Raw genomic sequence first — 21,427 nt, forward strand, 5'->3', positions numbered from 1 at the left:
CGCCCCGGGCGACATCAAATCGGAAGGGTGGGCGAGATCATCTCGGAATCCTGGGCGAGATCAAATCGGTACACCCGGGCGAGATCATCGGAATCCGCACCCTGGCCGCATTGTCGGCGCGACCCGGGTATTATCCAATGAAATATGCTGCCAACCGTAGAAGAACGCGACCACCGCTGGCCAAAAGCGACCGCCCATCAGCTCGTTGATCTTCGGCAAACCTTCCTTGTCCTCCAGGACTTTAGCGATGCGTTTCCAATCTTTCGCGCGATCACCGAGCACAGCCCGCGCTATCTGCGCTTCGGTGGGGTAGAGGGGCATTTCATTGATGCGCGGCCAGCGTGGCTTCTCGCCTTCGTTCATTCGTATCTCCATCCACCCGCCATCTTTGCCGTGCCAAATTCGGCTCATGGCCGATTCGATCGACTGGACCGACGATACACCGCGCCGCCTTTCGGTGATTGCCAAGCTTGCTTTCCCCGATGGAGGGATGACAGCGAGTAGCCTGAGGCGCGAGGCTGAGCGCGGGCGGTTGGCCGTAGAACGTATTGCCGGGGAAAGATTTCACGTCGTTTCAGGCCATCGCGGAGATGCGAAAGCTGTGTCGCGTTGAGCGGAAGGAAACACCCAGCTTCCCCCACGGGGCGTTTTCGGTGAAGCGGTCTGGGGCATCATGGGTTGTCGATAGCGAGCCTGGCGAGACGTCTAAGCTGGATGCGCTGCATAAGCAGCTATCGAAGAGACCTAACGTCTAGCCGTAAAACCCCACGATAAAACGGATGGCAAAGAACGCCCCAGCGGCGACGGTCGCTGTCGCGCCGATCGCAAGCATCACTCTCAAGCTCTCGTCCATGGGATCTCGCATACAAGACGGCCCCCGCGGGGGCAACGCGGAGGCCGCTGTTGAGACGCCTCAGGCCGGGGAACCTGAAGCAAGAGATCAATCTCTGCCCCGCAGGATGGTTCCTGTGCCTTTGACGGTGAAATGCGAATCAGCTCTCGGCGTTAGGGTATCTTGACGCGCAAGGCAGCGAGGCCTGCAGCGTGGCCGAGCTGGGTGCCTTATCCTAGCTCGGCGGTTTCGTTGCAGCGGATGGCTTCTTTGGCTTAGGGGCGGGCGCTAGTGCCGCGGCCTCCTGCTGCTTCTTCAGTTCAGCAACCCTTGCCAACTCCGCGCGCTTGGCGTCGGCCTCTTCCTCTTTGACGAGGAGATAGCCCTTTTCCGCCATGCAACCCTGGCCGACAGTGTCGGCGGCGTTAGTTCGCTCTTGGGCTGCTATGGCTCCCGCCAATCCACCGACAGCGACGGTGACCCCGGAAAGGGCCGCCTTGTTGCGCTCGCCAAGACATGAGGTCCTGTCCACCTCGAACTGCGTTGTGAGAACCGGATTTTCGCGAGCGGACTGTCCGTCGACGCGCACCCAACCCATTTTCGGCGCGGCTGCACAGCCGCCCAGCGCGACGCAAAGCGCCGCCCGGTTTAGATCGTTTATTCCGCATCCGGTTTGCCTGGCCAATATTTCGACCTTGTCGAAATCCAGTCGTTGGCCTCGGCCTCCGTCGCAAAGTCCCCAATGTTGGAATCTGGACCGTTTCCGGTCTTTACCGAAACGAACCAGCGACCGCTCTTTGTGATATGGGGTTCAAAATAGGGGAATGCCTCTAGGTCCCGCGCGACTTTATCGGTTCGTGGGTGGGTCATTTCGTCCTCGGGGCGCGGCACTCGTCGGTGATTGCGATGTCCGGCATAAGGGGTGATGATCGCGTAACATCGCCTCGCAGGCCCGGTTCGGCTAGTTAAATCGAAGTGATGCGAGGCGCGGTGGGCTTTGCCAGCCAATAGACGGGCGGTGCGCAGCTAGGCCTTCGGTTTCGCCAGCCTCACACCCGGTCCACCATCGATCGATTGGCCGTCTGCGAGGAAGATGACTCCAGCGGCCTCGAACGCGGCGCGGATATCGGCCACCGTTCTCGGCAACAATTCCTCGCCGCGTTCAAGCCGGGTGATGGTGTTGGTGGACACACCGGCGGCCTCAGCGACCTCGCGAACGCCAAGATTGAGCGCTGCGCGAGCCATCCGGGATTGCAAAGCGGAAATCACTGATACCCCCAACGTAGTGTGCGGAACCGCTACGCAGTAGCGAAAACGTCTTGACGTAGCAATATCGGGGTTTATGGTCACAGTGTAGCGATTCCGCTACATATGGTTGGGTTCTATGGCATATACGAACAGTGAAACGCCGCGCTTGGGCGATTTGGTCTCCGTAAACGGTGGAGAAACGCTGGGCTTTGTTGGGCGGCTTCATCAAGGCTGCAACGGTCCGCAAGGACGGACGGCGCGATACTGCATATTATTTGATGGAGGCCCTTGGCGAACCGGAGCCGAACAACGTCGCCGAAATGGTCCGGTTTTACGAGACATGCGCTGGATTTTACGACGGCTCAGCAGGCGCCAAAGGCGACGTTGCGGGGTTGATCGAGAGGATTCGCGAACAGGTACTTGACCTGGTTTTAGCGGTCGGCCAGGCGATTCATGAGATGAAGTCACCCTACAGTCGCGAGCGGGTTCGTGTCTGCTTGGACTACGCGATGCGCGCAGGCATGTCCGCTGAGAATGTCGAGCGGGAGCGCGTGAGGCTTGAGGCTAGTCAGCTAGTTGGCTAGCTAAATCAGTTCGGCGGCCAGTCATTGCCTGACAACTATCAAGCCTGCGCCGCCGAGGCCCGCCCCGGCGCAAGTTGCGGCTGGCCACCACTTATTAGAACGCAAGTAACGAATTATTACAAATCGATTGCAATGTCGGTTTGTGCCGCATTTGTTCCGAAGCGACCATGTATACAATCGGTAAGTGCGTCGGCTTCAGCCGGCGAGGTAGCAGAGCAGTTTTCTCAGGGGCGCGCACCTTGCCCACTCCCGCCAACGATAACCTTCGGGGAAGCTCCATTCGCTTCCCGGTCGACCCACGCCTCGTGCCGCCGCAGAAAGCTGCGCGTCGCCTGCACCTGACCGAGTTCGACTTCCTCACGAAACTATCCGCCCTGCAGCGTATCGGATTTCCCGCCGCGTGCCCTGTGACGGGTCACTATGACCTGCAGGCGATTGATGCTTGGCTGGATCGACGCGCCGGTCTTGGCGCATCATCCGGTGTGGCGCTTGATGCCCGAGACGTATTTGAGGAGCGACTAGCGAACCTTGGGAAACATTAAGCTCAAGCATTACGTGGTGCGCAAAGGGAAGCACGGCTACTGGCTTCCCACCGCGAAGATGCGCGCCATGGGATTTGGGATCGTGTCCTGCGGACACGACGGCCCGGATGCTTGGGCTATCGCTAAAGAATGGGAGGAGCGCTACCAGCGCGCCCGCAAGGGGCTAGAGAAGGCGCCGGCCCACCTCTATCCCATCGGGAGCGTCGGTGACGGCTTTGAGCGCTTCCGCCGCAGCAACGAATGGAAGTCGAAGCCACCTCGGACTCGCGAAGATTGGGACCGTGGCTGGAAATATATCGATTCTGTTTTTGGAGACGTCGATCCAAAGACCGTCACCTTCGAAATGCTGGACCGGTGGTACGGGAAGCTCAAGGCCACCAAGGGCGCTGGCGAGGCTGGCCGCGCGCTCAAGATCTGGAGGGCGCTCTACAACGTCCTGGCTGGCATGAAGCTTTGCCTGCCCGAGGCGGACCCGTCACAGATCATCCGAAAGACTGGCGTGCCCGGCCGCACCGAGACCTGGCAGGAGGGCGAAGTGGTTCGCCTCGTCAAGGAGGGATGGCGCACCGGCTATCGAGGGCTGGCCTGCATCATCGCAATTGCGTGGGATACCGGCTTTGCCCCAGTGGACGCCCGCACCCTGACGCCCGCTCAGGCCGTTACCAGCGGCACCGACATGGCGTTTACCAGCGATCGGGCTAAGACCGGCGAGCCAGCCATAGGCACGCTTACCGCTCGCTCTCAGCGGCTTGTGGAGGCGTACGTCGCCGGACTCGACTACGACCTGCACGACGACGCGCCGATCTTCCGGACCAAGGGCTTCAAGCCCACTGGAAAGGGCGGCCGGCCCCGTCTTCCGGTTCCATACACCAAGGACTCGCTAATCGACGATTTCGCGGACCTGCGCCGGGCGGTTTTCGGGAAGGGCGAGATGCGGCGACTCATGGACATGCGCCGGACAGGTGCGGTCGAAGCGAATGCGGGGGGGGGGCGCCGGTCGAGGCCATTGCCGCCAAGATGGCGAACAGCATCGAGCAAAACCGGAAGCTGCAGAAGACCTACATGCCAGTTAACATTGCAGCGGTTCGGGCCGCGGACGAGGCGCGCAGAATCGGCCGGAGACTGCTCGGTTCGGAACAGAACAAGCTCAGAAAGTTGAAACTCGGTGGTGGGGAAAGTTGAAACTGAGGGGGTTACCCACCGCTAAGCCATTGAAACAATGGCGCGAGAGACGGGGCTCGAACCCGCGACCTCCGGCGTGACAGGCCGGCGCTCTAACCAACTGAGCTACTCCCGCGTGGTTCGCTGAAAGCGCGCGGAACGAGGGGGGACTTAAAGGCGGGGCTTGGTGAAGTCAAGGACGTTGCGCTTTGTCAGGACGCATCGGCTAAGCATTGCTCTGGAAAACGAAAAAGGCCGCCAGGCGGCGGCCTCGGTCAGCCCGAAACAGGGCGTGTCAGCGAATCTCTGACGTGCCTGCGCTGGTCACGGCCACCGGCTTGCCGGCCTTGATCACGTGAGCCGATTGGGCGGTCTGGCTGTCATCGACGTTGGTGCGGGCTGCGATCCCGAAGCCGGCGACCAGAATACCGGCAACCAGCGCCACCACCACGATCTTCAGGTGGGTGCCACGATCAGCCGAGTGAATTGAGTGGTTCATATAAGCCTCCCGACGGGCTTAGCCGCCGTCTATGGGCTCATGTCTTAAGGACCATCTGTTTCCGGATGGTTTCGCGGGTTCCGCAAAATGGTTTCATTAATACGCCCGCTTGGTTTCGCCGGGCTGGCGGCCGGAACAGGTCTCAGGTGGCCGCCCGGCCGATATCGTCCCGGATCGAACGGGCTGCCCAGACGAACAGCAGGGCGCCCAGTGTGGTCGTGACCGCCGCCGAGAGCAGGGAATAGCGCACCGCGTCCGCGCCATAAGTGCCCTTCAGGGCGTCGTTGACCATGCCGACGGCAAGCGGGCCGACGCCCTGGCCGAAGCAGGTGGCTGTGAGCGCGATCAGGGCGGAGGCGAGCGCCCGCATGCTCGGCTTGGCCACCGTCTGTGCGATCGCGAAGATCGGTCCGAGATGGAAGCCGACCAGGAACGAGGTCAGCGCCAGCATGGCGACCATCATCGCGAAATCCTGCGTCAGCATGCACAGCGCGAACACCGGGCCGGCGAGCCCCGAGGTGATCGCCGGCGCCCACAGCTTCCAGCGGTCGTCGCGGCGGCTGATTTGCGCCACCACGAAGCCGCCGAGCAGGGTGCCGGCCATGCCGGCGAGCCCCTTGAAGGTCCCGGCATAGGTGCCGATCTCGGCGCTCGACAGATGGTGCACGCGTGCCAGGAACGGCGGGATCCAGGCCGCCGTTGCGTAGTTCGTATAGGTGGTGAGGCAGAAGCCGACCAGCACGATGATGAAGCTCTGCTGCGAGGCCAGGAAGCGCAGTGTCGGCCCGAGCGGCTCGGGCACAAAACTCTCCTGCATCGCGCCGCGCTTCGGCTCGGAGATCGTCAGCCACAGAATCAATGCGAGCAGGATGCCGGGCAGGCCGGCGACGTAGAACGCCATCCGCCAGCCATAGTGCTGGTTGACGTAGCCGCCGATGAAATAGCCGAGGAAGACGCCGAGATAGGTGCCGATGGCGTAGATGCCGAGCGCGCGCGGGCGCTCGTTCTTGGTGAAGAGATCGGCGACGATCGATTGCGAGGCGGGCGAGCCCGCGGATTCGCCGATGCCCACGCCGATGCGCGCCAGCGCCAGCGAGGTCACGCTCGAGGCCGACCCGCACAGCGCCGTCATCGCACTCCAGAACGCAAGGGCCACCGCGACGATGTTGCGCCGGTTGAGCCGGTCGGCGACGCGCGCGATGGGAATGCCGAGCAGGGAATAGAACAGTGCGAAGCCGAAGCCCGCGAGCAGACCCATCATGGTGTCGCTGAGCTGAAACTCCTTCTTGATCGGCTCGATCAGGACGTTGAAGATCGTGCGGTCGAGGAAGTTCAGCGCATAGATGATGGTGAGCAGGCCCAGCACGTAATAGCGCCGCGCCGGGGGCTTTGCCGCCGCAGTCGTCTGCACCGACATCTGTGACGTCACATCGACCATCGCATCCCCCCAATTTGTCTTTGTTATCGTTGCCGGTCCAGCCCTTCGTGAGGCTGGTCGAGAGCGTTTTCGAGCGAAGTGGATACCGGTTTGCGTGAAGAAAACGCGCCAAAAACTCAGCCTTCGCGGATGTAATTCCCCGCTTCGAATTCGACTGGCGCAGCACTTGCGTCGAACGATACGCCGATCGGATCGCGGTCTGCCTCCATCGCCTCCAGTTGCTCGCTCAGCATGCGCCGGATCATCAGGATGCCGCGGTCGCTCTGGCCGAAATGCTCCTCGGAGTGGATGGTCTGCGGGCCCTGGCCGACCTGGGCCTCGTAATCGCCCGGGAATTGCTGGTGCTCGGCTTCCGTCATGTCCCACCAGAATTTGCCGTTGAACTTCGAGCGCATGCGGCCGATGTCGCCGGAAGTCTTGACGCGGCCGGCGACGTAGATGCGGAACGAGGTGTCGTCGATCGGCAGCGTCCAGCCGATCGACTCGACGCGGGCGAATTGCGCCACGCGCGGGTTCGGCACGACACGGAGCGTGGGGAGGGCCGCTTCGGTGACGCGATAAAACACCTTGCCGTCGTCCTGCTTGCGGATCGAGCGCACGGCGATGCCGCGCGGCGTCTTGTCGAACCTCACCTCCGGCATCGAGGCCATCATGTCAGTGAATTGCGGCCCCGAGAACGAGCCGTGCAGCACCGGCACGTGATAGGGATCGACCACGTTCTCGAAATGCTGTAGCCAGTTGCAGGGGATGATCGCGGGGCCGCCGCCCCCGATCGAGGAATCGTCGGCTTCGACGAACTCGCCTTCGTCCATGTTTTCCAGGCATTCGTAAGCCGGCAGCACCGGGCGTTTCTCGGCCGGGCCCATATAGGCGAAGATCAGCCCATAGCGCTCCTCGACTGGGTACCAGGGCTGGCGCACCTTGTCCTTGAACTGGCCGCCGTCGGGCTCGCAGGGCTGCTCGAGACAATGGCCTTCGGCGTCGAACTTCCAGCCGTGATAGCAGCAGCGGATGCCGTCTTCCTCGACCTTGCCGTAATAGAGCGTGGTGCCGCGATGGCAGCAGCGTGCATGGAGCAGGCCGACACGGCCGTGCTTGTCGCGGAACAGCACCAGATCCTCGCCGAGCGCGCGGACCTTCTTCGGCCTGTCGGTGGCATCGCTGACCAGCGCGACCGGATGCCAGTAGCGGCGCAGCAGCTCGCCCATCGGCGTGCCGCGAACGACCGAGGTGAGTTCGGTGCGCGTGTGCGCCGGCTTCATCGCATAGGCGGTGCCGAGATCGCGATCCCGCTGGGTCATCGTCATGCTGTTCCTCCCGCCGCTGGCCTTAGGTGGCCGGGTCGTTTTGATGCGGTGACCCAGTGAAAAATAATTCGATGACAATGTCAACGATATTCCAGAATGCCTCTTAATCGCATTTGGAATCAGGTTGGGGAGGTTGCGCTACCAGCGCTTGGCACGCCCCGGCTTTCTTGGCAGAGGTGGATCATGAGCCAGACATCGAGCAGGGACGGGCACGCATCGCCCGATGCGGACGAAAGCCACTCGCCGGCGCCGATCACCGTGATGCTGTCGTCACGGCTGATGGTGCTCGCCAATTTGCTCAAGCGCGGCGCCATCCTGCGCTACAAACGCCTCGCCGGATTGTCCTCGGTCGAGTTCGGTCTCGTCGCCTCGCTCGGTCGCCGTCCGCCGATGAGCGTGGCGCGGCTCGCCGAAGCCGTCGGCCAGGACAAGGGCCAGATCAGCCGCGCGCTCGCGGAGCTCGTCTCGCGCAAGCTGATCGCGAAGTCGGCGAACCCGAAGGACAGCCGCGAGGTGCTGGTCGCGCTGACAGCGGCAGGGCTCGCTGCGCATGATGCGATCGTCGAAGGCGCGCAGGAGCGCAATCGGCAATTGCTCGAACAGTTGAGCAAGGACGAGTTCGAGACGCTGCTGGCGCAGATCGACCGTCTCACGGCGACAGCCGAGAAGATGCTCGAAGCCGAGAAAGTTTCACGCTGATCTCTCGGAAATCTCCGGGAATGTTGGATCATTTCTAAGAACCCTTCTAAGAGGTTTTCAATTAGGGAATTCGCGCGCGCTCACCTAAGCGTCACTGCAAGCGCCTGCCGTTGGGGGAACGACGGCATGACGCAAGCAAACAGACATGTTGGGGTGCGCGTTGAACAGTCTTCGTATGCTGCGGTCGGTCGTCTTGGCGACCGCGTCTGCTTTCGCAGTGGTACCGCAGGCATCGCTTGCGCAGTCCTCGGCGCAAGGCGGTGCGCAAAACCTGCCGTCGGTCACCGTCAACGCGCCGGAAGCACGACGCCGCGCACCTGCTGCGGCCGCCCGCCGCGTGGCGCGGCCGTCGGTAGAGACCGCCGCCAGCCGCAGACCGCTTCAGCAGCGCAATGTCGGCTTCGTCGAGACGCCGCGCGGTCCGGTGAACGGCTACGTCGCCAACCGCAGCTCGTCGGGCACTAAGACCAACACGCCGATCATGGAGACGCCGCAATCGGTGTCGGTGATCGGCGCGGACCAGATCCGCGACCAGAAGGCGACCAAGCTCGACGAGGTTCTGCGCTACACCGCCGGCGTGCGGGCTGGCACCTTCGGTGCGGACACGCGCAACGATTGGTGGCTGATCCGCGGCTTCAAGTCCGACGACATCGGACTGTTTCTCGACGGCACGCAGCTGTTCTACACGGCCTATGCGAGCTGGCGGCTTCCGCCGTCCAATATGGAGCGAGTCGAGGTGTTACGCGGCCCGTCGGCGGTGCTCTATGGTGGATCGAGCCCGAGCGGCATCGTCAATGTCATCAGCAAGATGCCGCCGACCGAGCCGATCCGCTACATCGAGACCGGCGTCAACAATTTCGGCAACGCCTATGTCGGCTTCGATGTCGGCGGGCCCGTTGCAACGCAGCCCCAGGACGGCAAGCTGTTCTACCGCGTCGTCGGCGAGATCAGGAACGGCGACACGCAGGTCAACTTCACGCCGGACAACAACTACTTCATTGCGCCGTCCTTCACCTGGAAGCCGGATGCCGATACGACTTTCACGGTTCTGGCGTCGGCATCGAAGACCGACACCCGCGGCATCAACTTCCTGCCTTACCAGGGCACGGTGACCAACGCGCCGTTCGGCAAGATCCCGACCAGCTTCTTCGCCGGCGATCCCAGCGTCGACAAGTTCACGCGCGAGCAGGAGATGCTCGGCTATCAGTTCGAGCGCAATGTCACCGACGATCTAACGTTCCGGCAGAATGCGCGATTTGCGCATATCGACCTGACCTATCGCGGTTACATCGGCAACGGCTGGGACAATATCAATGCGGCCTCTCTCGGTCGCTACAATTGGTATGCGAAGGATACCGCCAACCAGGCCGATCTCGACAACCAGCTGGAATATCGCTTCAACACCGGTCCTGTCAGGCACACGATGCTGTTCGGTGTCGATCTGAAGGGCTATCAGATCGACGACTATCAGGCCTTCAACTTCGGCACCGTTCCTCTGATCAATGTGCTCAATCCGGTCTACGGCATTAACATCCCGCTCACAGGCCCGCCGTTCCGTAACTTCCTGATCACGCAGAAGCAGGCCGGCACCTACCTCCAGGACCAGATGAAGCTCGGTAACTTCACGCTGGTGCTGAGCGGCCGCAACGACTGGGTCGAGACGACGCAGGCCGCCCGTGACACTGGGGCGACGCTCGCCAGCAACAATGACAGCCAGTTCAGCGGTCGCGCAGGCTTGATCTACAATTTCGACAACGGCATCGCGCCCTACATCTCCTACGCGACGAGTTTCAACCCGATTATCGGGCTCAACGCGCAAAATCAGCTGTTCCAGCCGGAGACCGGCCAGCAGGCCGAAATCGGCGTCAAGGTCGCCCCCAAGGGATTTGATGGCTACTTCACTGCCTCGGTGTTCAACCTGAAGCGCCAGAATGTACCCACTACCGATCCGATCATCACCACGCTGCAGAACCAAACCGGCGAGGTGACCTCGCGCGGCATCGAGCTCGAAGCGGTCGCAAATGCGACGAAGGAGTTAAAGTTCATCGGCGCCTTCACGGCCTATCATCTCTTCACCAGCAGGGACCTGAACCCGGCGCTGGTCGGCAAGACGCCGACCAACACGCCTGAGCTCCTGGTCTCGGGCTGGGCCGACTACACATTCAAGGACGGACCGCTTGCGGGATTCGGCTTCGGCGGCGGCGTGCGCTATGTCGGCGCCTCCTGGGCGGACGCCGCCAACACCCTCGAGGTTCCCGCGGTCGTGCTCGGCGACCTCGCGGTCCACTACGAGTGGCAGAACTGGCGCACGGCAATCAACGTGATCAACCTGACCGACAAGATCTATGTCGCAAGCTGCGCGGCGGCCTCGTCATGCTTCTACGGCGACCGCCGGCGCGTCACCGCCAGCGTCTCCTACAAGTGGTAGGCACCGGCGAGGGGAGGGCCTCGTGAAGGCGCGCACGGTCAGGCTCTGGTCCGTGGTCCACACCTGGACCAGCCTGATCTCGACCGTCTTCCTGCTGCTGCTCTGCCTGACCGGCCTGCCGCTGATCTTCCATCACGAGATCGATGAGCTCCTGGGCTATGCCCCCCAGCCCGAAGCTCATGCGGGCGCGGCGCGTGCGACGACGCAAGCCGTCGCCGACGCCGCGCTCGCCGCCGATCCCGGCCGGGTGCTGCAATATATCGCCTGGGACAAGGACGAGCCCGGGATCGTGACCGCGTTCACCAACAGCGCCGTCAACGGGCTGCCCGACAACACGACCGTGCGCGCGTTCGATGCGATGTCGACCAAGCTGCTCGGACCGGTCGGCATCGGGCCGATGCTGATCATGCTCAAGCTGCATACCGACATGTTTGCCGGCCAGCCCGGAAAACTGTTCCTCGGCGGGATGGGCCTGCTGTTCGCCATCGCCATCATCTCCGGCGTGGTGCTGTACTGGCCGTTCACCCGCCGGCTGCGCTTTGCCACCATTCGCGGCCACGCCTCGCGCCGCGTGCGCTGGCTCGACTGGCACAATCTGATCGGCGTCGTGACGGTGGCCTGGGCACTGGTGGTAGGCCTCACCGGCGTCGTCAACACCTGGGCCGAGCTGATGCTCAACCAGTGGAAGGCCACCGAGCTTGCCAGCATGGTCGCGCCCTATGCCGGCAAGCCGCCGCCGTCGCATCTGGCTTCGCTCGACGATGTTGTGGCGCGCGCGAGGCAGACGGCGCCCGGGATGGAGGTTGCCTTCATCGCGTTTCCGGGAACGCCGTTCACCTCCTCGCACCACTTCGCCGCCTTCATGCGCGGCGACACGGCGCTGACGGCGCGGCTGCTCAAGCCGGTCCTGCTCGACGGCGAAACAGGGGAGGTCGCCGACAGCCGGGCGCTGCCGGTCTATCTCCAGGCGCTCCTGATCTCGCAGCCGCTGCATTTCGGCGACTATGGCGGGATGCCGCTCAAGGTGATCTGGGCCGTGCTCGACATTCTCACGATCGTTGTGATCGGCAGTGGCCTCTATCTCTGGCTGGCACGGCGGCGCAAGCGCGCGCCCGCCCGGAGCGACGCATTCGCCAGACGAACCCCGGTCCCGTCGTGATGCATGGCTCCTCTGACCGCTCGGGCCTGTGGATACGTGTCTTTGCTGCACCCATCCTGCTCGCGGCTGCGACCATCACCGGCCTGCTGGCTGCGCTACTCTGGGGAACGGTCGGCCAGTATGTCGCCTGGGTGACGGTGGGAGCCCCGGTGCTGGTCATTGCCTGGGTTTGGGTGCGCTGCCGCACCCAAAAAACCGGGCAATTATCGCGGACGACACGCGGCAAATAGCTGCCTCGGCCCGTGTGCCGCAATCCTCGAACGGCTGCCCTGCAAAACTGTGGCCGCCCTTGCTGGGATTGGCGATCTGCTCCATACCAGCCGCGGGGCGATTCCGGGATTTCTATCGTTCTGGGGGCGGTAAAGGGCCTAAAAAGAGCGTGTCTTGCGCCCATTGGTGCACTGCGCTAAGGCTCAGAACAATTCCAAACTGGACGAATCCGTGGCTGTCCCGAGGCTGCGGGAAAAAGGGCTCGTCAATGAGCGGCATTCTGCAGAACTATCTTCCACTCGTCGTCTTTATAGGGGTAGCGGGCCTCATCGGCCTCGTGCTGCTGATCGCGCCCTTCATCGTGGCGTTCCAGCAGCCGGACCCGGAAAAGCTGTCGGCGTATGAGTGCGGTTTCAACGCCTTCGACGACGCTCGCATGAAGTTCGACGTCCGCTTCTATCTGGTCGCCATCCTCTTCATCATCTTCGACCTCGAGGTGGCGTTCCTGTTTCCCTGGGCGGTGGCGTTCGGCAAGCTTGGCGCGACCGGCTTCTGGTCCATGGTGGTGTTCCTCGGCGTGCTGACGGTCGGGTTCGCCTATGAATGGAAGAAGGGAGCACTGGAATGGGATTGAACCCTGCAACGTCCTCTGGCCCGGTCGTCGCGCCGGCCCCCAAGGGCATCCTTGATCCGTCGACCGGCAGGCCGGTTGGCGCCAACGATCCGTTTTTCCTCGAGGTCAACTCCGAGCTGTCCGACAAGGGCTTCTTCGTGGCCGCGACCGACGACCTCATCACCTGGGCCCGTACCGGCTCGCTGATGTGGATGACCTTCGGTCTCGCCTGCTGCGCGGTCGAGATGATGCAGGTCTCGATGCCGCGCTACGACGTCGAGCGCTTCGGCTTCGCGCCGCGTGCCTCGCCGCGCCAGTCCGACGTGATGATCGTCGCCGGCACGCTGACCAACAAGATGGCGCCTGCGCTGCGCAAGGTCTACGATCAGATGCCGGAGCCGCGCTACGTCATCTCGATGGGCTCCTGCGCCAATGGCGGCGGCTACTACCACTACTCCTACTCGGTCGTGCGCGGCTGCGACCGCATCGTGCCGATCGACATCTACGTGCCGGGCTGCCCGCCCACGGCGGAAGCGCTGCTCTACGGCGTGCTGCTGCTGCAGAAGAAGATCCGCCGCACCGGCACCATCGAACGCTAAGGTTTTACGTCATGGACGACGCCAAGCTCGACGCCCTGGGGCAGACGATCGTTAGCGCGCTTCCGGGCGCCGCCATCGGTCATTCGGTTGCCTTCAACCAGCTCGCGGTGGATGTCGAGGTCAGCAAGATCGTCGAGGTGGTCAAGTACCTCCGCGACGATCCGAAATGCCGGTTCATCAACTTCACCGACATCACGGCCGCGGACTATCCGTCGCGCGAAAAACGCTTCGACGTGATCTATCACTTCCTGTCTCCGACCTTGAACGCGCGGATCCGGCTCAAGGCCCAGGCCGACGAGACCACGCAGGTGCCGTCGCTGATCGACGTGTTCCCCGGCGCGGACTGGTTCGAGCGCGAGGCCTACGACCTCTATGGCGTGTTCTTCGTCGGGCACCCCGACATGCGCCGCCTGCTGACCGATTACGGTTTCGAGGGCCATCCGCTGCGCAAGGATTTCCCGACCACCGGTTTCGTCGAGGTTCGCTACGACGACCAGGAGAAGCGGGTGGTGTACGAGCCCGTCCGGCTCAACCAGGAATTCCGCAAGTTCGATTTCCTCTCGCCGTGGGAAGGGGCGGACTATCCGCTTCCCGGTGACGAGAAGGCGGGACCGAAGGTCTGATCATGAACGAGCAACCCGAACAGCTTCGCAATTTCACCATCAACTTCGGGCCCCAGCATCCGGCTGCGCACGGCGTGCTGCGTCTGGTCCTGGAGCTTGACGGCGAAATCGTCGCCCGTGTCGATCCCCATATCGGCCTGCTTCACCGCGGCACCGAGAAGCTGATCGAGCAGAAGACCTATCTGCAGGCGATCCCGTATTTCGACCGGCTCGACTACGTCGCGCCGATGAACCAGGAGCACGCCTTCTGCATGGCGGCTGAGAAGCTGCTCGGCATCGAGGTGCCGCGCCGCGGCCAGCTGATCCGCGTGCTTTATTGCGAGATCGGCCGCATCCTGTCGCATCTGCTCAACGTCACCACGCAGGCGATGGACGTCGGCGCGCTGACCCCGCCGCTGTGGGGCTTTGAAGAGCGCGAAAAGCTGATGGTGTTCTACGAGCGCGCCTCGGGCAGCCGTATGCATGCAGCCTTCTTCCGCGTCGGCGGCGTGCATCAGGACCTGCCGCAGAAGCTGGTCGACGACATCGAGGCCTGGTGCGATCCGTTCCTGAAGGTCGTTGACGACCTCGATCGTCTCCTCACCGCCAACCGCATCTTCAAGCAGCGCAACGTCGACATCGGCGTGGTGCCGCTCAAGGAAGCCTGGGAGTGGGGCTTCTCGGGCGTCATGGTGCGCGGCTCGGGCGCGGCCTGGGACCTGCGCAAGTCGCAGCCCTATGAGTGCTACGCCGAGATGGATTTCGACATCCCGATCGGCAAGAACGGCGACTGCTACGATCGCTACCTGATCCGCATGGAAGAGATGCGCCAGTCCGTGCGCATCATGAAGCAGTGCATCCAGAAGCTGAACGCAGCCGACGGGAAGGGGCCTGTCGTCGTCGAAGACAACAAGGTCGCGCCGCCGCGCCGCGGCGAGATGAAGCGCTCGATGGAAGCGCTGATCCATCACTTCAAGCTCTACACCGAAGGCGTCCACGTGCCGGCGGGCGAAGTCTACACCGCGGTCGAGGCGCCGAAGGGCGAGTTCGGCGTCTATCTGATCTCCGATGGCACCAACAAGCCCTACAAGTGCAAGATCCGCGCGCCGGGCTTTGCGCATCTTCAGGCGATGGACCACATCTGCCGCGGCCATCTGCTCGCCGACGTCTCGGCGATCCTCGGCTCGCTCGACATCGTGTTCGGAGAGGTCGATCGGTGATGGCGCAGGCGCCAATCCAGTTTGACCGTGCCTCGGGGGCCCTTGAAGGGGCCAACCTGTGGGAGCGGACGGCTGCCTTGGCGCTGGTGACGGGATCGAAGATCTCCTCGCACTTCTCGCACATGGGCTACATCGCCTGCGCGAACCTGCTGCGGAAGACGCTGCCCGAGCGCAACATCGCGATCAGGCTCAATCCCGACGCCGTGTTCGAATTCCCCTACGGCGACGGTTATTGGAGCAAGCTGCTCAACCGCTCCTACAATTACGAGGACGAGCTGGAGGTCCTGTTCGCCGACTCCATCGACGTCGACTACACGCTGCTCGATTGCGGCGCCAATTACGGCTACTGGTCGGTGCTGGTGTCGAGCAAGCCGTTCGGATCGCACAAGGCGATCGCGATCGAGCCGTCGGGGCAGAACTATCCGAAGCTTGCCAACAACGCTCGCGTCAACGGCAACCGCTTCGAGACGCTGAAATGCGCGATCGGCGCGGCGCGCGGTACCGCGCGGCTGTCAGGCACCAAGCATGAGGCCTTCAGCATCGCTGGCGCACCGTCGGCGGGCGGTGAGGACGTGCCGGTTCTCGCGCTCGACAATCTCATCGACGACGGCAAGGTGGCGGCCCACGGCAAGTACCTGATCAAGCTCGACGTCGAGGGCGTCGAGATCGAGGCGATCAAGGGCGGCGCACGGCTGCTTGAGACCGACAGCGTCATCATGTGCGAGGAGCACGGCAGCGATCGCAGCCACGCGGTGTCGCGCTTTATCCTCGAACAGACGCCGCTGAAGCTGATCGTGTTCGATCCGCGCAGCAACCGGATGGAGACCGTGACCGAGCTGTCGATCCTCGACCGCATCAAGGTCTCGACCCACGTCGGCTACAACGTTTTCGGCACCGCAAGCGCATTCTGGCAGGACAGGATCGATGCCCTGAATGCGAAAACCGCGCGCCGTATGCAGTGAGAGATAAGAGATGTCCGTTCGCCGATTAGCACCGAAGGAAGTCCAGCCCGCGAGCTTTGCGTTCACGGAGGAGAACCTCGCGTTCGCCAAGCAGCAGATCGCGAAATATCCGGCCGGCCGGCAAGCCTCCGCTGTCATCGCCATCCTCTGGCGCGTCCAGGAACAGCACGACGGCTGGGTGTCGGAAGCCGCGATCCGCGCCGTCGCCGATCTGCTCGACATGCCCTATATCCGCGTGCTCGAAGTCGCGACCTTCTACACGATGTTCCAGCTCGCCCCCGTCGGCAAGAAGGCCCACGTCCAGGTCTGCGGCACAACGCCGTGCCGCCTGCGCGGCGCCGAGGATCTCATCCACGTCTGCGAGCACCGCATCCACCACGAGCCGTTCCATCTCTCCAAGGACGGCAATTTCAGCTGGGAAGAGGTGGAATGTCTCGGTGCCTGCGTGAATGCGCCGATGGTGCTGATCGGCAAGGACACCTATGAGGATTTGACCAAGGAAACCTTTGGCAAGGTGCTCGACGGCTTCGCCTCGGGCAATCCGCCGAAGCCCGGTCCGCAGAACGGCCGCCAGTTCTCGGCGCCGACGGGTGGGCCGACCACGCTGAAGGAGATCACCTGATGCGTGATCTCCCCGCAATTGGAGGGAACGAGGCCGTGAACAAGTGGGGCTTCGTCGCCATGCACGCCGCGGTCGCGGCCGCCTTCATGTTCCTGCTGCAGCGCTTCGTGATGAACGCGACGCAGGAGAGCAGCCTACTCTGGGCGCTGACTTTCGCCGTCTGCGCCGCCGGACTTGCCTACAAGCAGTCCAATCGTTGATCGGAAAGCACTGAAATGCTCGAGGACAAGGACCGCATCTTCAAGAACCTCTACGGCCTCCACGACTGGGGGCTCGAGGGCGCGCGGCGCCGCGGCGCCTGGGATAGTACGAAGAATATCATCGACAAGGGCCGTGACTGGATCATCAACGAGATGAAGGCGTCGGGCCTGCGCGGGCGCGGTGGCGCCGGCTTCCCGACCGGCCTGAAATGGTCGTTCATGCCGAAGGAATCGACCGACGGACGGCCGAGCTATCTCGTCGTCAACGCCGACGAATCCGAGCCCGGTACCTGCAAGGATCGCGAGATCATGCGGCACGATCCGCATCTCCTGATCGAAGGCTGCCTGATCGCGAGCTGCGCGATGAACGCGCATGCCTGCTACATCTATGTCCGCGGCGAGTTCATCCGCGAGCGCGAGCATCTCCAGGCCGCGATCGACCAGGCCTATGAGGCGAAGCTCGTCGGCAAGGACAATGTCAACGGCTGGCCGTTCGACATCTACGTCGCGCATGGCGCCGGCGCCTATATCTGCGGCGAGGAGACCGCGCTGCTCGAAAGCCTCGAAGGCAAGAAGGGCCAGCCGCGCCTGAAGCCGCCGTTCCCGGCCAATGTCGGCCTGTTCGGCTGCCCGACCACCGTCAACAACGTCGAGTCGATCGCGGTTGCGCCCGACATCCTGCGCCGCGGCGCGGCCTGGTTCGCCGGCATCGGCCGTCCGAACAATGTCGGCACCAAGCTCTTCTGCATCTCCGGCCATGTCGAGCGGCCCTGCAACGTCGAAGAGGCCATGGGCATTCCGTTCCGTGAGCTGATCGAGAAGCATTGCGGCGGCATCCGCGGCGGCTGGGACAACCTCAAGGCCGTGATCCCCGGTGGCTCCTCGGTGCGCATGGTGCCGGCCGAACAGATCATCGATACGCCGATGGATTTCGACTCCCTGAGCAAGCTGCGCTCGGGCCTCGGCACCGCGGCCGTGATCGTGATGGACAAGTCGACCGACCTGATCCGCTCCATCGCCCGCATCTCCTATTTCTACAAGCACGAGAGTTGTGGTCAGTGCACGCCGTGCCGCGAGGGCACCGGCTGGATGTGGCGCGTCTTGACCCGCATGGCCGACGGTCGCGCCCACAAGCGCGAGATCGACATGCTGCTCGAAGTCACGAAGCAGGTCGAAGGCCACACCATCTGCGCGCTCGGCGACGCAGCCGCCTGGCCGATCCAGGGCCTGATCGCGCATTTCCGTCACGAGATCGAAGCGCGCATCGACCAGTATTCGCACAAGGCTGACATCGACGATATCGGCGTCCGCGATCCCGTGAACATGGTCGCGGCGGAGTAGAGAGAATGACCAAGCTCATCATCGACGGAAAAGAGATCGATGTCCCCGCCGAGTACACGCTGCTCCAGGCGTGCGAAGCTGCGGGCGCCGAGATTCCGCGCTTCTGCTATCACGAGCGGCTGTCGATCGCCGGCAATTGCCGGATGTGCCTCGTCGAAGTGAAGGGCGGCCCGAAGCCGGTCGCAAGCTGCGCCTGGGGCGTGCGCGATTGCCGTCCGGGCCCCAAGGGCGAGCCGCCGGAAATCTCCACGCGGTCGCCGATGGTGAAGAAGGCGCGCGAAGGCGTGATGGAATTCCTTCTCATCAACCATCCGTTGGACTGCCCGATCTGCGACCAGGGCGGCGAGTGCGACCTTCAGGACCAGGCGATGGGCTATGGTGTCGACACCAGCCGCTTCGCCGAGAACAAGCGCGCCGTCGAGGACAAGTACCTCGGCGCGCTGGTCAAGACCTCGATGAACCGCTGCATCCAGTGCACGCGATGCGTCCGCTTCTCGGCGGAAGTCGCCGGCGCGCCCGAGATGGGCGCCACCGGCCGCGGCGAGGACATGGAGATCACGACCTATCTCGAGCACGCGCTGACGTCGGAATTGCAGGGCAATCTCGTCGACATCTGCCCGGTCGGCGCGCTGACCTCGAAGCCCTATGCTTTTGCGGCGCGCCCGTGGGAGCTCGGCAAGACCCAGTCGATCGACGTGATGGACGGCCTCGGCTCGGCGATCCGCGTCGACACCCGCGGTCGTGAGGTGATGCGCGTGCTGCCGCGCATCAACGAGGCCGTGAACGAGGAGTGGATCTCCGACAAGACCCGTCACGTCGTCGACGGCCTGCGCACCCAGCGTCTCGACCGGCCCTATATCCGCGAAGCCGGCAAGCTGCGTGCGGCGAGCTGGCCGGAAGCCTTTGCCGCGATCGCCGCGAAAGCGGCGCGCACCGACGGCAAGCGCATCGGCGCGATCGCCGGCGACCTCGCCGGCGTCGAAGAGATGTTCGCGCTGAAGGACCTGCTCGCCAAGTACGGCTCGGGCAATCTGGCGGTGCAGGGCGGCGACGCCTTCGATCCCGCGCTCGGCCGCGGCTCCTACATCTTCAATCCGACGCTGGTCGGCGTCGAGCAGGCCGATGCGCTGCTCATCATCGGCGCCAATCCGCGCAAGGAAGCGGCCGTGTTCAACGCCCGCATCCGCAAGCGCTGGCGCGCCGGCGGCTTCAAGGTCGGCGTGATCGGCGCCAAGGTCGACCTGACCTACGACTATGATCATCTGGGTGCAGGCACCGACACGCTCGGCGGGCTCGCGGCCGGCAAGCACTCCTTCATGGACGTGCTGAAGAACGCCAAGAACCCGATCATCCTGGTCGGCGCAGGCGCGGCCTCGCGTCACGACGGCGCTGCCATTCTCGCCGCCGCCGCCAAGCTCGCGCTCGATGTCGGTGCGGTGAAGGACGGCTGGAACGGCTTCGGCGTGCTGCACGAGACCGCCTCGCGCGTTGGTGCGCTCGATATCGGCTTCTCCGCCACGGCAGGTGGGCTGAACGCGGCGCAGATGACGACCTTCGGCACGCTGGACCTGCTGTTCCTGCTCGGCGCCGACGAGATCAAGCCGTCGGACGGCACCTTCGTCGTCTATATCGGCACCCATGGTGACCGCGGCGCGCATCGCGCCGACGTGATCCTGCCGTCGGCTGCCTACACCGAGAAGTCCGCGATCTACGTCAACACCGAAGGCCGCGTGCAGATGACCGGCCGTGCCGCGTTCCCGCCGGGCGAAGCCCGCGAGGACTGGGCGATCGTGCGCGCGCTGTCGGAGGCGCTCGGCAAGAAGCTCGGCTATGACTCGCTGTCGGCGCTCCGCCAGGCGATCTTCAAGGCCGTGCCGCACCTGATCCGTCTCGACCAGATCGAAGCCGGCGCCGCCGACCAGATCAAGAAGCTGGCGGGGAAGGGCGGCTCGCCGGAGAAGGCGCCGTTCAAGCCGGCGATCGAGGACTTCTATTTGACCAACCCAATCGCGCGTGCATCCGCCGTGATGGCGGAATGCTCGCGGCTTGCCTCCGGGCAGATGCTGACCGCAGCGGAGTGAGCCGATGGAATTCTTCGAAAGCGCATTCTGGACCGGTTTCCTCTGGCCGCTGATCATCATGGTCGCGGAGAGCGTCCTGGTGCTCGTCGTCCTGCTGGTCGCGATCGCCTACATCCTGCTTGCCGACCGCAAGATCTGGGCGGCAGTGCAGATCCGCCGCGGCCCGAACGTGGTCGGCCCCTGGGGCCTGCTGCAGTCCTTCGCGGACCTGCTGAAGTTCGTGCTCAAGGAGCCGATCATCCCGTCCGGCGCCAACAAGGGCGTATTCCTGCTGGCGCCGCTGGTGTCCTGCGTGCTCGCTCTCGCCGCTTGGGCGGTGATCCCGACCAATCTCGGCTGGGTGATCTCCGACATCAATGTCGGCGTGCTCTTCATCTTCGCGATCTCGTCGCTGTCGATCTACGGCATCATCATGGCCGGCTGGTCGTCGAACTCGAAATACCCGTTCCTGGCCGCGCTGCGCTCGGCGGCGCAGATGGTGTCCTACGAGGTCTCGATCGGCTTCGTCATCATCACCGTGCTGCTCTGCGCCGGCACGCTGAACCTGTCGGCCGTGGTCGAGGCCCAGCATGCCCGTGGCCTCGCCAGCCTGATCGGGTTGCCGCAGCTCACCATCCTGAACTGGTATGTGTGGCCGCTGTTCCCGATGTTCGTGATCTTCTACGTCTCGGCGCTGGCGGAAACCAACCGTCCGCCGTTCGACCTCGTGGAAGCTGAATCAGAGCTCGTCGCCGGCTTCATGGTCGAATACGGCTCGACGCCGTATCTGCTGTTCATGCTCGGCGAGTATGTCGCGATCGTCACGATGTGCGCGCTGGCGACGATCCTGTTCCTCGGAGGCTGGCTGCCGCCGGTGGATCTGCCGCCCTTCAACTGGGTGCCGGGGATCATCTGGTTCTCGCTCAAAGTGTTCTTCATGTTCTTCCTGTTCGCGATGGCAAAGGCGATCGTGCCGCGCTACCGCTACGACCAATTGATGCGCCTCGGCTGGAAGGTGTTCCTGCCGCTGTCGCTGGCGATGGTGGTCGTGGTGGCCGGTGTGCTGCATTTCGCCGGCATCGCGCCGAAGTGAGGGCCGTC

General features: G+C 63.6%; 23 protein-coding genes and 1 tRNA gene. 17 read left to right on the forward strand and 7 right to left on the reverse strand.

Going from position 1 to position 21,427, the window contains the following annotated elements; translation table 11 throughout:
- Positions 1-84: 84 nt before the first annotated feature.
- The 3 genes from CT676_RS38280 to CT676_RS38290 all read right to left on the reverse strand — a co-directional run bounded on the left by CT676_RS38280 (position 85) and on the right by CT676_RS38290 (position 2,077).
- Positions 85-468 (reverse strand): hypothetical protein, encoded by a 384-nt coding sequence (locus tag CT676_RS38280; RefSeq protein WP_135216771.1) that lies wholly within the window; start codon positions 466-468, stop codon positions 85-87.
- A 599-nt stretch (positions 469-1,067) separates the two neighbouring features.
- Positions 1,068-1,517: a hypothetical protein gene (locus CT676_RS38285; protein WP_135216772.1), complete on the reverse strand. Its 450-nt coding sequence runs from the start codon at positions 1,515-1,517 to the stop codon at positions 1,068-1,070.
- A 341-nt stretch (positions 1,518-1,858) separates the two neighbouring features.
- Entirely contained in the window at positions 1,859-2,077 is a 219-nt protein-coding gene (locus CT676_RS38290; RefSeq protein WP_135216773.1) for a helix-turn-helix transcriptional regulator, read from the reverse strand.
- A gap of 215 nt (positions 2,078-2,292) precedes the next feature.
- Between CT676_RS38290 and CT676_RS38295 the strand changes: the two genes are divergently transcribed.
- From CT676_RS38295 to CT676_RS38305, 3 genes are all read left to right on the forward strand, one after another.
- On the forward strand, positions 2,293-2,664 hold the full coding sequence (locus CT676_RS38295; protein WP_135216774.1) for a hypothetical protein: 372 nt from the start codon (positions 2,293-2,295) through the stop codon (positions 2,662-2,664).
- A 239-nt stretch (positions 2,665-2,903) separates the two neighbouring features.
- Complete coding sequence (locus tag CT676_RS44925) at positions 2,904-3,206, forward strand: hypothetical protein (RefSeq protein WP_135216775.1); 303 nt, start codon at positions 2,904-2,906, stop codon at positions 3,204-3,206.
- On the forward strand, positions 3,193-4,365 hold the full coding sequence (locus CT676_RS38305; RefSeq protein WP_135216776.1) for a hypothetical protein: 1,173 nt from the start codon (positions 3,193-3,195) through the stop codon (positions 4,363-4,365). The genes CT676_RS44925 and CT676_RS38305 overlap by 14 nt, the downstream gene beginning before the upstream one ends.
- A gap of 61 nt (positions 4,366-4,426) precedes the next feature.
- Here CT676_RS38305 and CT676_RS38310 read toward each other — a convergent pair.
- From CT676_RS38310 to CT676_RS38325, 4 genes are all read right to left on the reverse strand, one after another.
- Positions 4,427-4,503, reverse strand: a tRNA-Asp gene (locus CT676_RS38310).
- A gap of 159 nt (positions 4,504-4,662) precedes the next feature.
- Entirely contained in the window at positions 4,663-4,866 is a 204-nt protein-coding gene (locus tag CT676_RS38315) for a hypothetical protein (RefSeq protein WP_135216777.1), read from the reverse strand.
- Between the two features lie 142 nt (positions 4,867-5,008).
- A complete protein-coding gene (locus tag CT676_RS38320; RefSeq protein WP_135216778.1) occupies positions 5,009-6,304 on the reverse strand; it encodes an MFS transporter in 1,296 nt (431 codons plus the stop codon).
- Positions 6,305-6,420: 116 nt separating this feature from the next.
- Positions 6,421-7,611 (reverse strand): aromatic ring-hydroxylating dioxygenase subunit alpha, encoded by a 1,191-nt coding sequence (locus CT676_RS38325; protein WP_135216779.1) that lies wholly within the window; start codon positions 7,609-7,611, stop codon positions 6,421-6,423.
- 183 nt (positions 7,612-7,794) lie between these two features.
- Here CT676_RS38325 and CT676_RS38330 point away from each other — a divergent pair, with 183 nt between their 5' ends.
- The 14 genes from CT676_RS38330 to nuoH all read left to right on the forward strand — a co-directional run bounded on the left by CT676_RS38330 (position 7,795) and on the right by nuoH (position 21,419).
- Positions 7,795-8,310, forward strand: a complete 516-nt coding sequence (locus CT676_RS38330; protein WP_038943030.1) for a MarR family transcriptional regulator — start codon at positions 7,795-7,797, stop codon at positions 8,308-8,310.
- 175 nt (positions 8,311-8,485) lie between these two features.
- Positions 8,486-10,738 carry a TonB-dependent siderophore receptor gene (locus CT676_RS38335; protein WP_167768305.1) on the forward strand — a complete coding sequence of 751 codons (2,253 nt, stop codon included), beginning with the start codon at positions 8,486-8,488 and terminating at the stop codon, positions 10,736-10,738.
- Between the two features lie 22 nt (positions 10,739-10,760).
- Positions 10,761-11,897, forward strand: a complete 1,137-nt coding sequence (locus CT676_RS38340) for a PepSY-associated TM helix domain-containing protein (RefSeq protein ID WP_135216781.1) — start codon at positions 10,761-10,763, stop codon at positions 11,895-11,897.
- Positions 11,897-12,127, forward strand: coding sequence for a hypothetical protein (locus CT676_RS38345; protein ID WP_063982974.1), 231 nt, complete (start codon positions 11,897-11,899; stop codon positions 12,125-12,127). Before CT676_RS38340 ends, CT676_RS38345 begins: the two co-directional genes overlap by 1 nt.
- A 248-nt stretch (positions 12,128-12,375) precedes the next feature.
- Positions 12,376-12,741 carry an NADH-quinone oxidoreductase subunit A gene (locus CT676_RS38350; protein WP_007603535.1) on the forward strand — a complete coding sequence of 122 codons (366 nt, stop codon included), beginning with the start codon at positions 12,376-12,378 and terminating at the stop codon, positions 12,739-12,741.
- On the forward strand, positions 12,732-13,319 hold the full coding sequence (locus tag CT676_RS38355; protein ID WP_014494855.1) for an NADH-quinone oxidoreductase subunit B: 588 nt from the start codon (positions 12,732-12,734) through the stop codon (positions 13,317-13,319). Before CT676_RS38350 ends, CT676_RS38355 begins: the two co-directional genes overlap by 10 nt.
- 11 nt (positions 13,320-13,330) lie before the next feature.
- Positions 13,331-13,942, forward strand: a complete 612-nt coding sequence (locus tag CT676_RS38360) for an NADH-quinone oxidoreductase subunit C (RefSeq protein ID WP_135216782.1) — start codon at positions 13,331-13,333, stop codon at positions 13,940-13,942.
- A 2-nt stretch (positions 13,943-13,944) separates the two neighbouring features.
- Positions 13,945-15,141 carry an NADH-quinone oxidoreductase subunit D gene (locus CT676_RS38365; RefSeq protein WP_135216783.1) on the forward strand — a complete coding sequence of 399 codons (1,197 nt, stop codon included), beginning with the start codon at positions 13,945-13,947 and terminating at the stop codon, positions 15,139-15,141.
- The gene (locus CT676_RS38370) at positions 15,141-16,103 is read left to right on the forward strand and encodes an FkbM family methyltransferase (RefSeq protein ID WP_028149051.1); all 963 of its coding nucleotides are present in this window, start codon (positions 15,141-15,143) and stop codon (positions 16,101-16,103) included. The genes CT676_RS38365 and CT676_RS38370 overlap by 1 nt, the downstream gene beginning before the upstream one ends.
- Before the next feature lie 10 nt (positions 16,104-16,113).
- On the forward strand, positions 16,114-16,725 hold the full coding sequence (gene nuoE / locus CT676_RS38375) for an NADH-quinone oxidoreductase subunit NuoE (protein WP_028149052.1): 612 nt from the start codon (positions 16,114-16,116) through the stop codon (positions 16,723-16,725).
- Positions 16,725-16,925, forward strand: coding sequence for a hypothetical protein (locus CT676_RS38380; RefSeq protein ID WP_028149053.1), 201 nt, complete (start codon positions 16,725-16,727; stop codon positions 16,923-16,925). The genes nuoE and CT676_RS38380 overlap by 1 nt, the downstream gene beginning before the upstream one ends.
- A 15-nt stretch (positions 16,926-16,940) precedes the next feature.
- A complete protein-coding gene (gene nuoF / locus CT676_RS38385; RefSeq protein WP_135216784.1) occupies positions 16,941-18,266 on the forward strand; it encodes an NADH-quinone oxidoreductase subunit NuoF in 1,326 nt (441 codons plus the stop codon).
- A 5-nt stretch (positions 18,267-18,271) separates the two neighbouring features.
- On the forward strand, positions 18,272-20,347 hold the full coding sequence (gene nuoG / locus CT676_RS38390) for an NADH-quinone oxidoreductase subunit NuoG (protein ID WP_135216785.1): 2,076 nt from the start codon (positions 18,272-18,274) through the stop codon (positions 20,345-20,347).
- Positions 20,348-20,351: 4 nt separating this feature from the next.
- Positions 20,352-21,419, forward strand: coding sequence for an NADH-quinone oxidoreductase subunit NuoH (gene nuoH, locus CT676_RS38395; protein WP_063982981.1), 1,068 nt, complete (start codon positions 20,352-20,354; stop codon positions 21,417-21,419).
- The last annotated feature ends 8 nt before the right edge of the window (positions 21,420-21,427 follow it).

Source organism: Bradyrhizobium sp. MOS001 (assembly GCF_004634465.1).
Lineage (GTDB): Bacteria > Pseudomonadota > Alphaproteobacteria > Rhizobiales > Xanthobacteraceae > Bradyrhizobium > Bradyrhizobium barranii.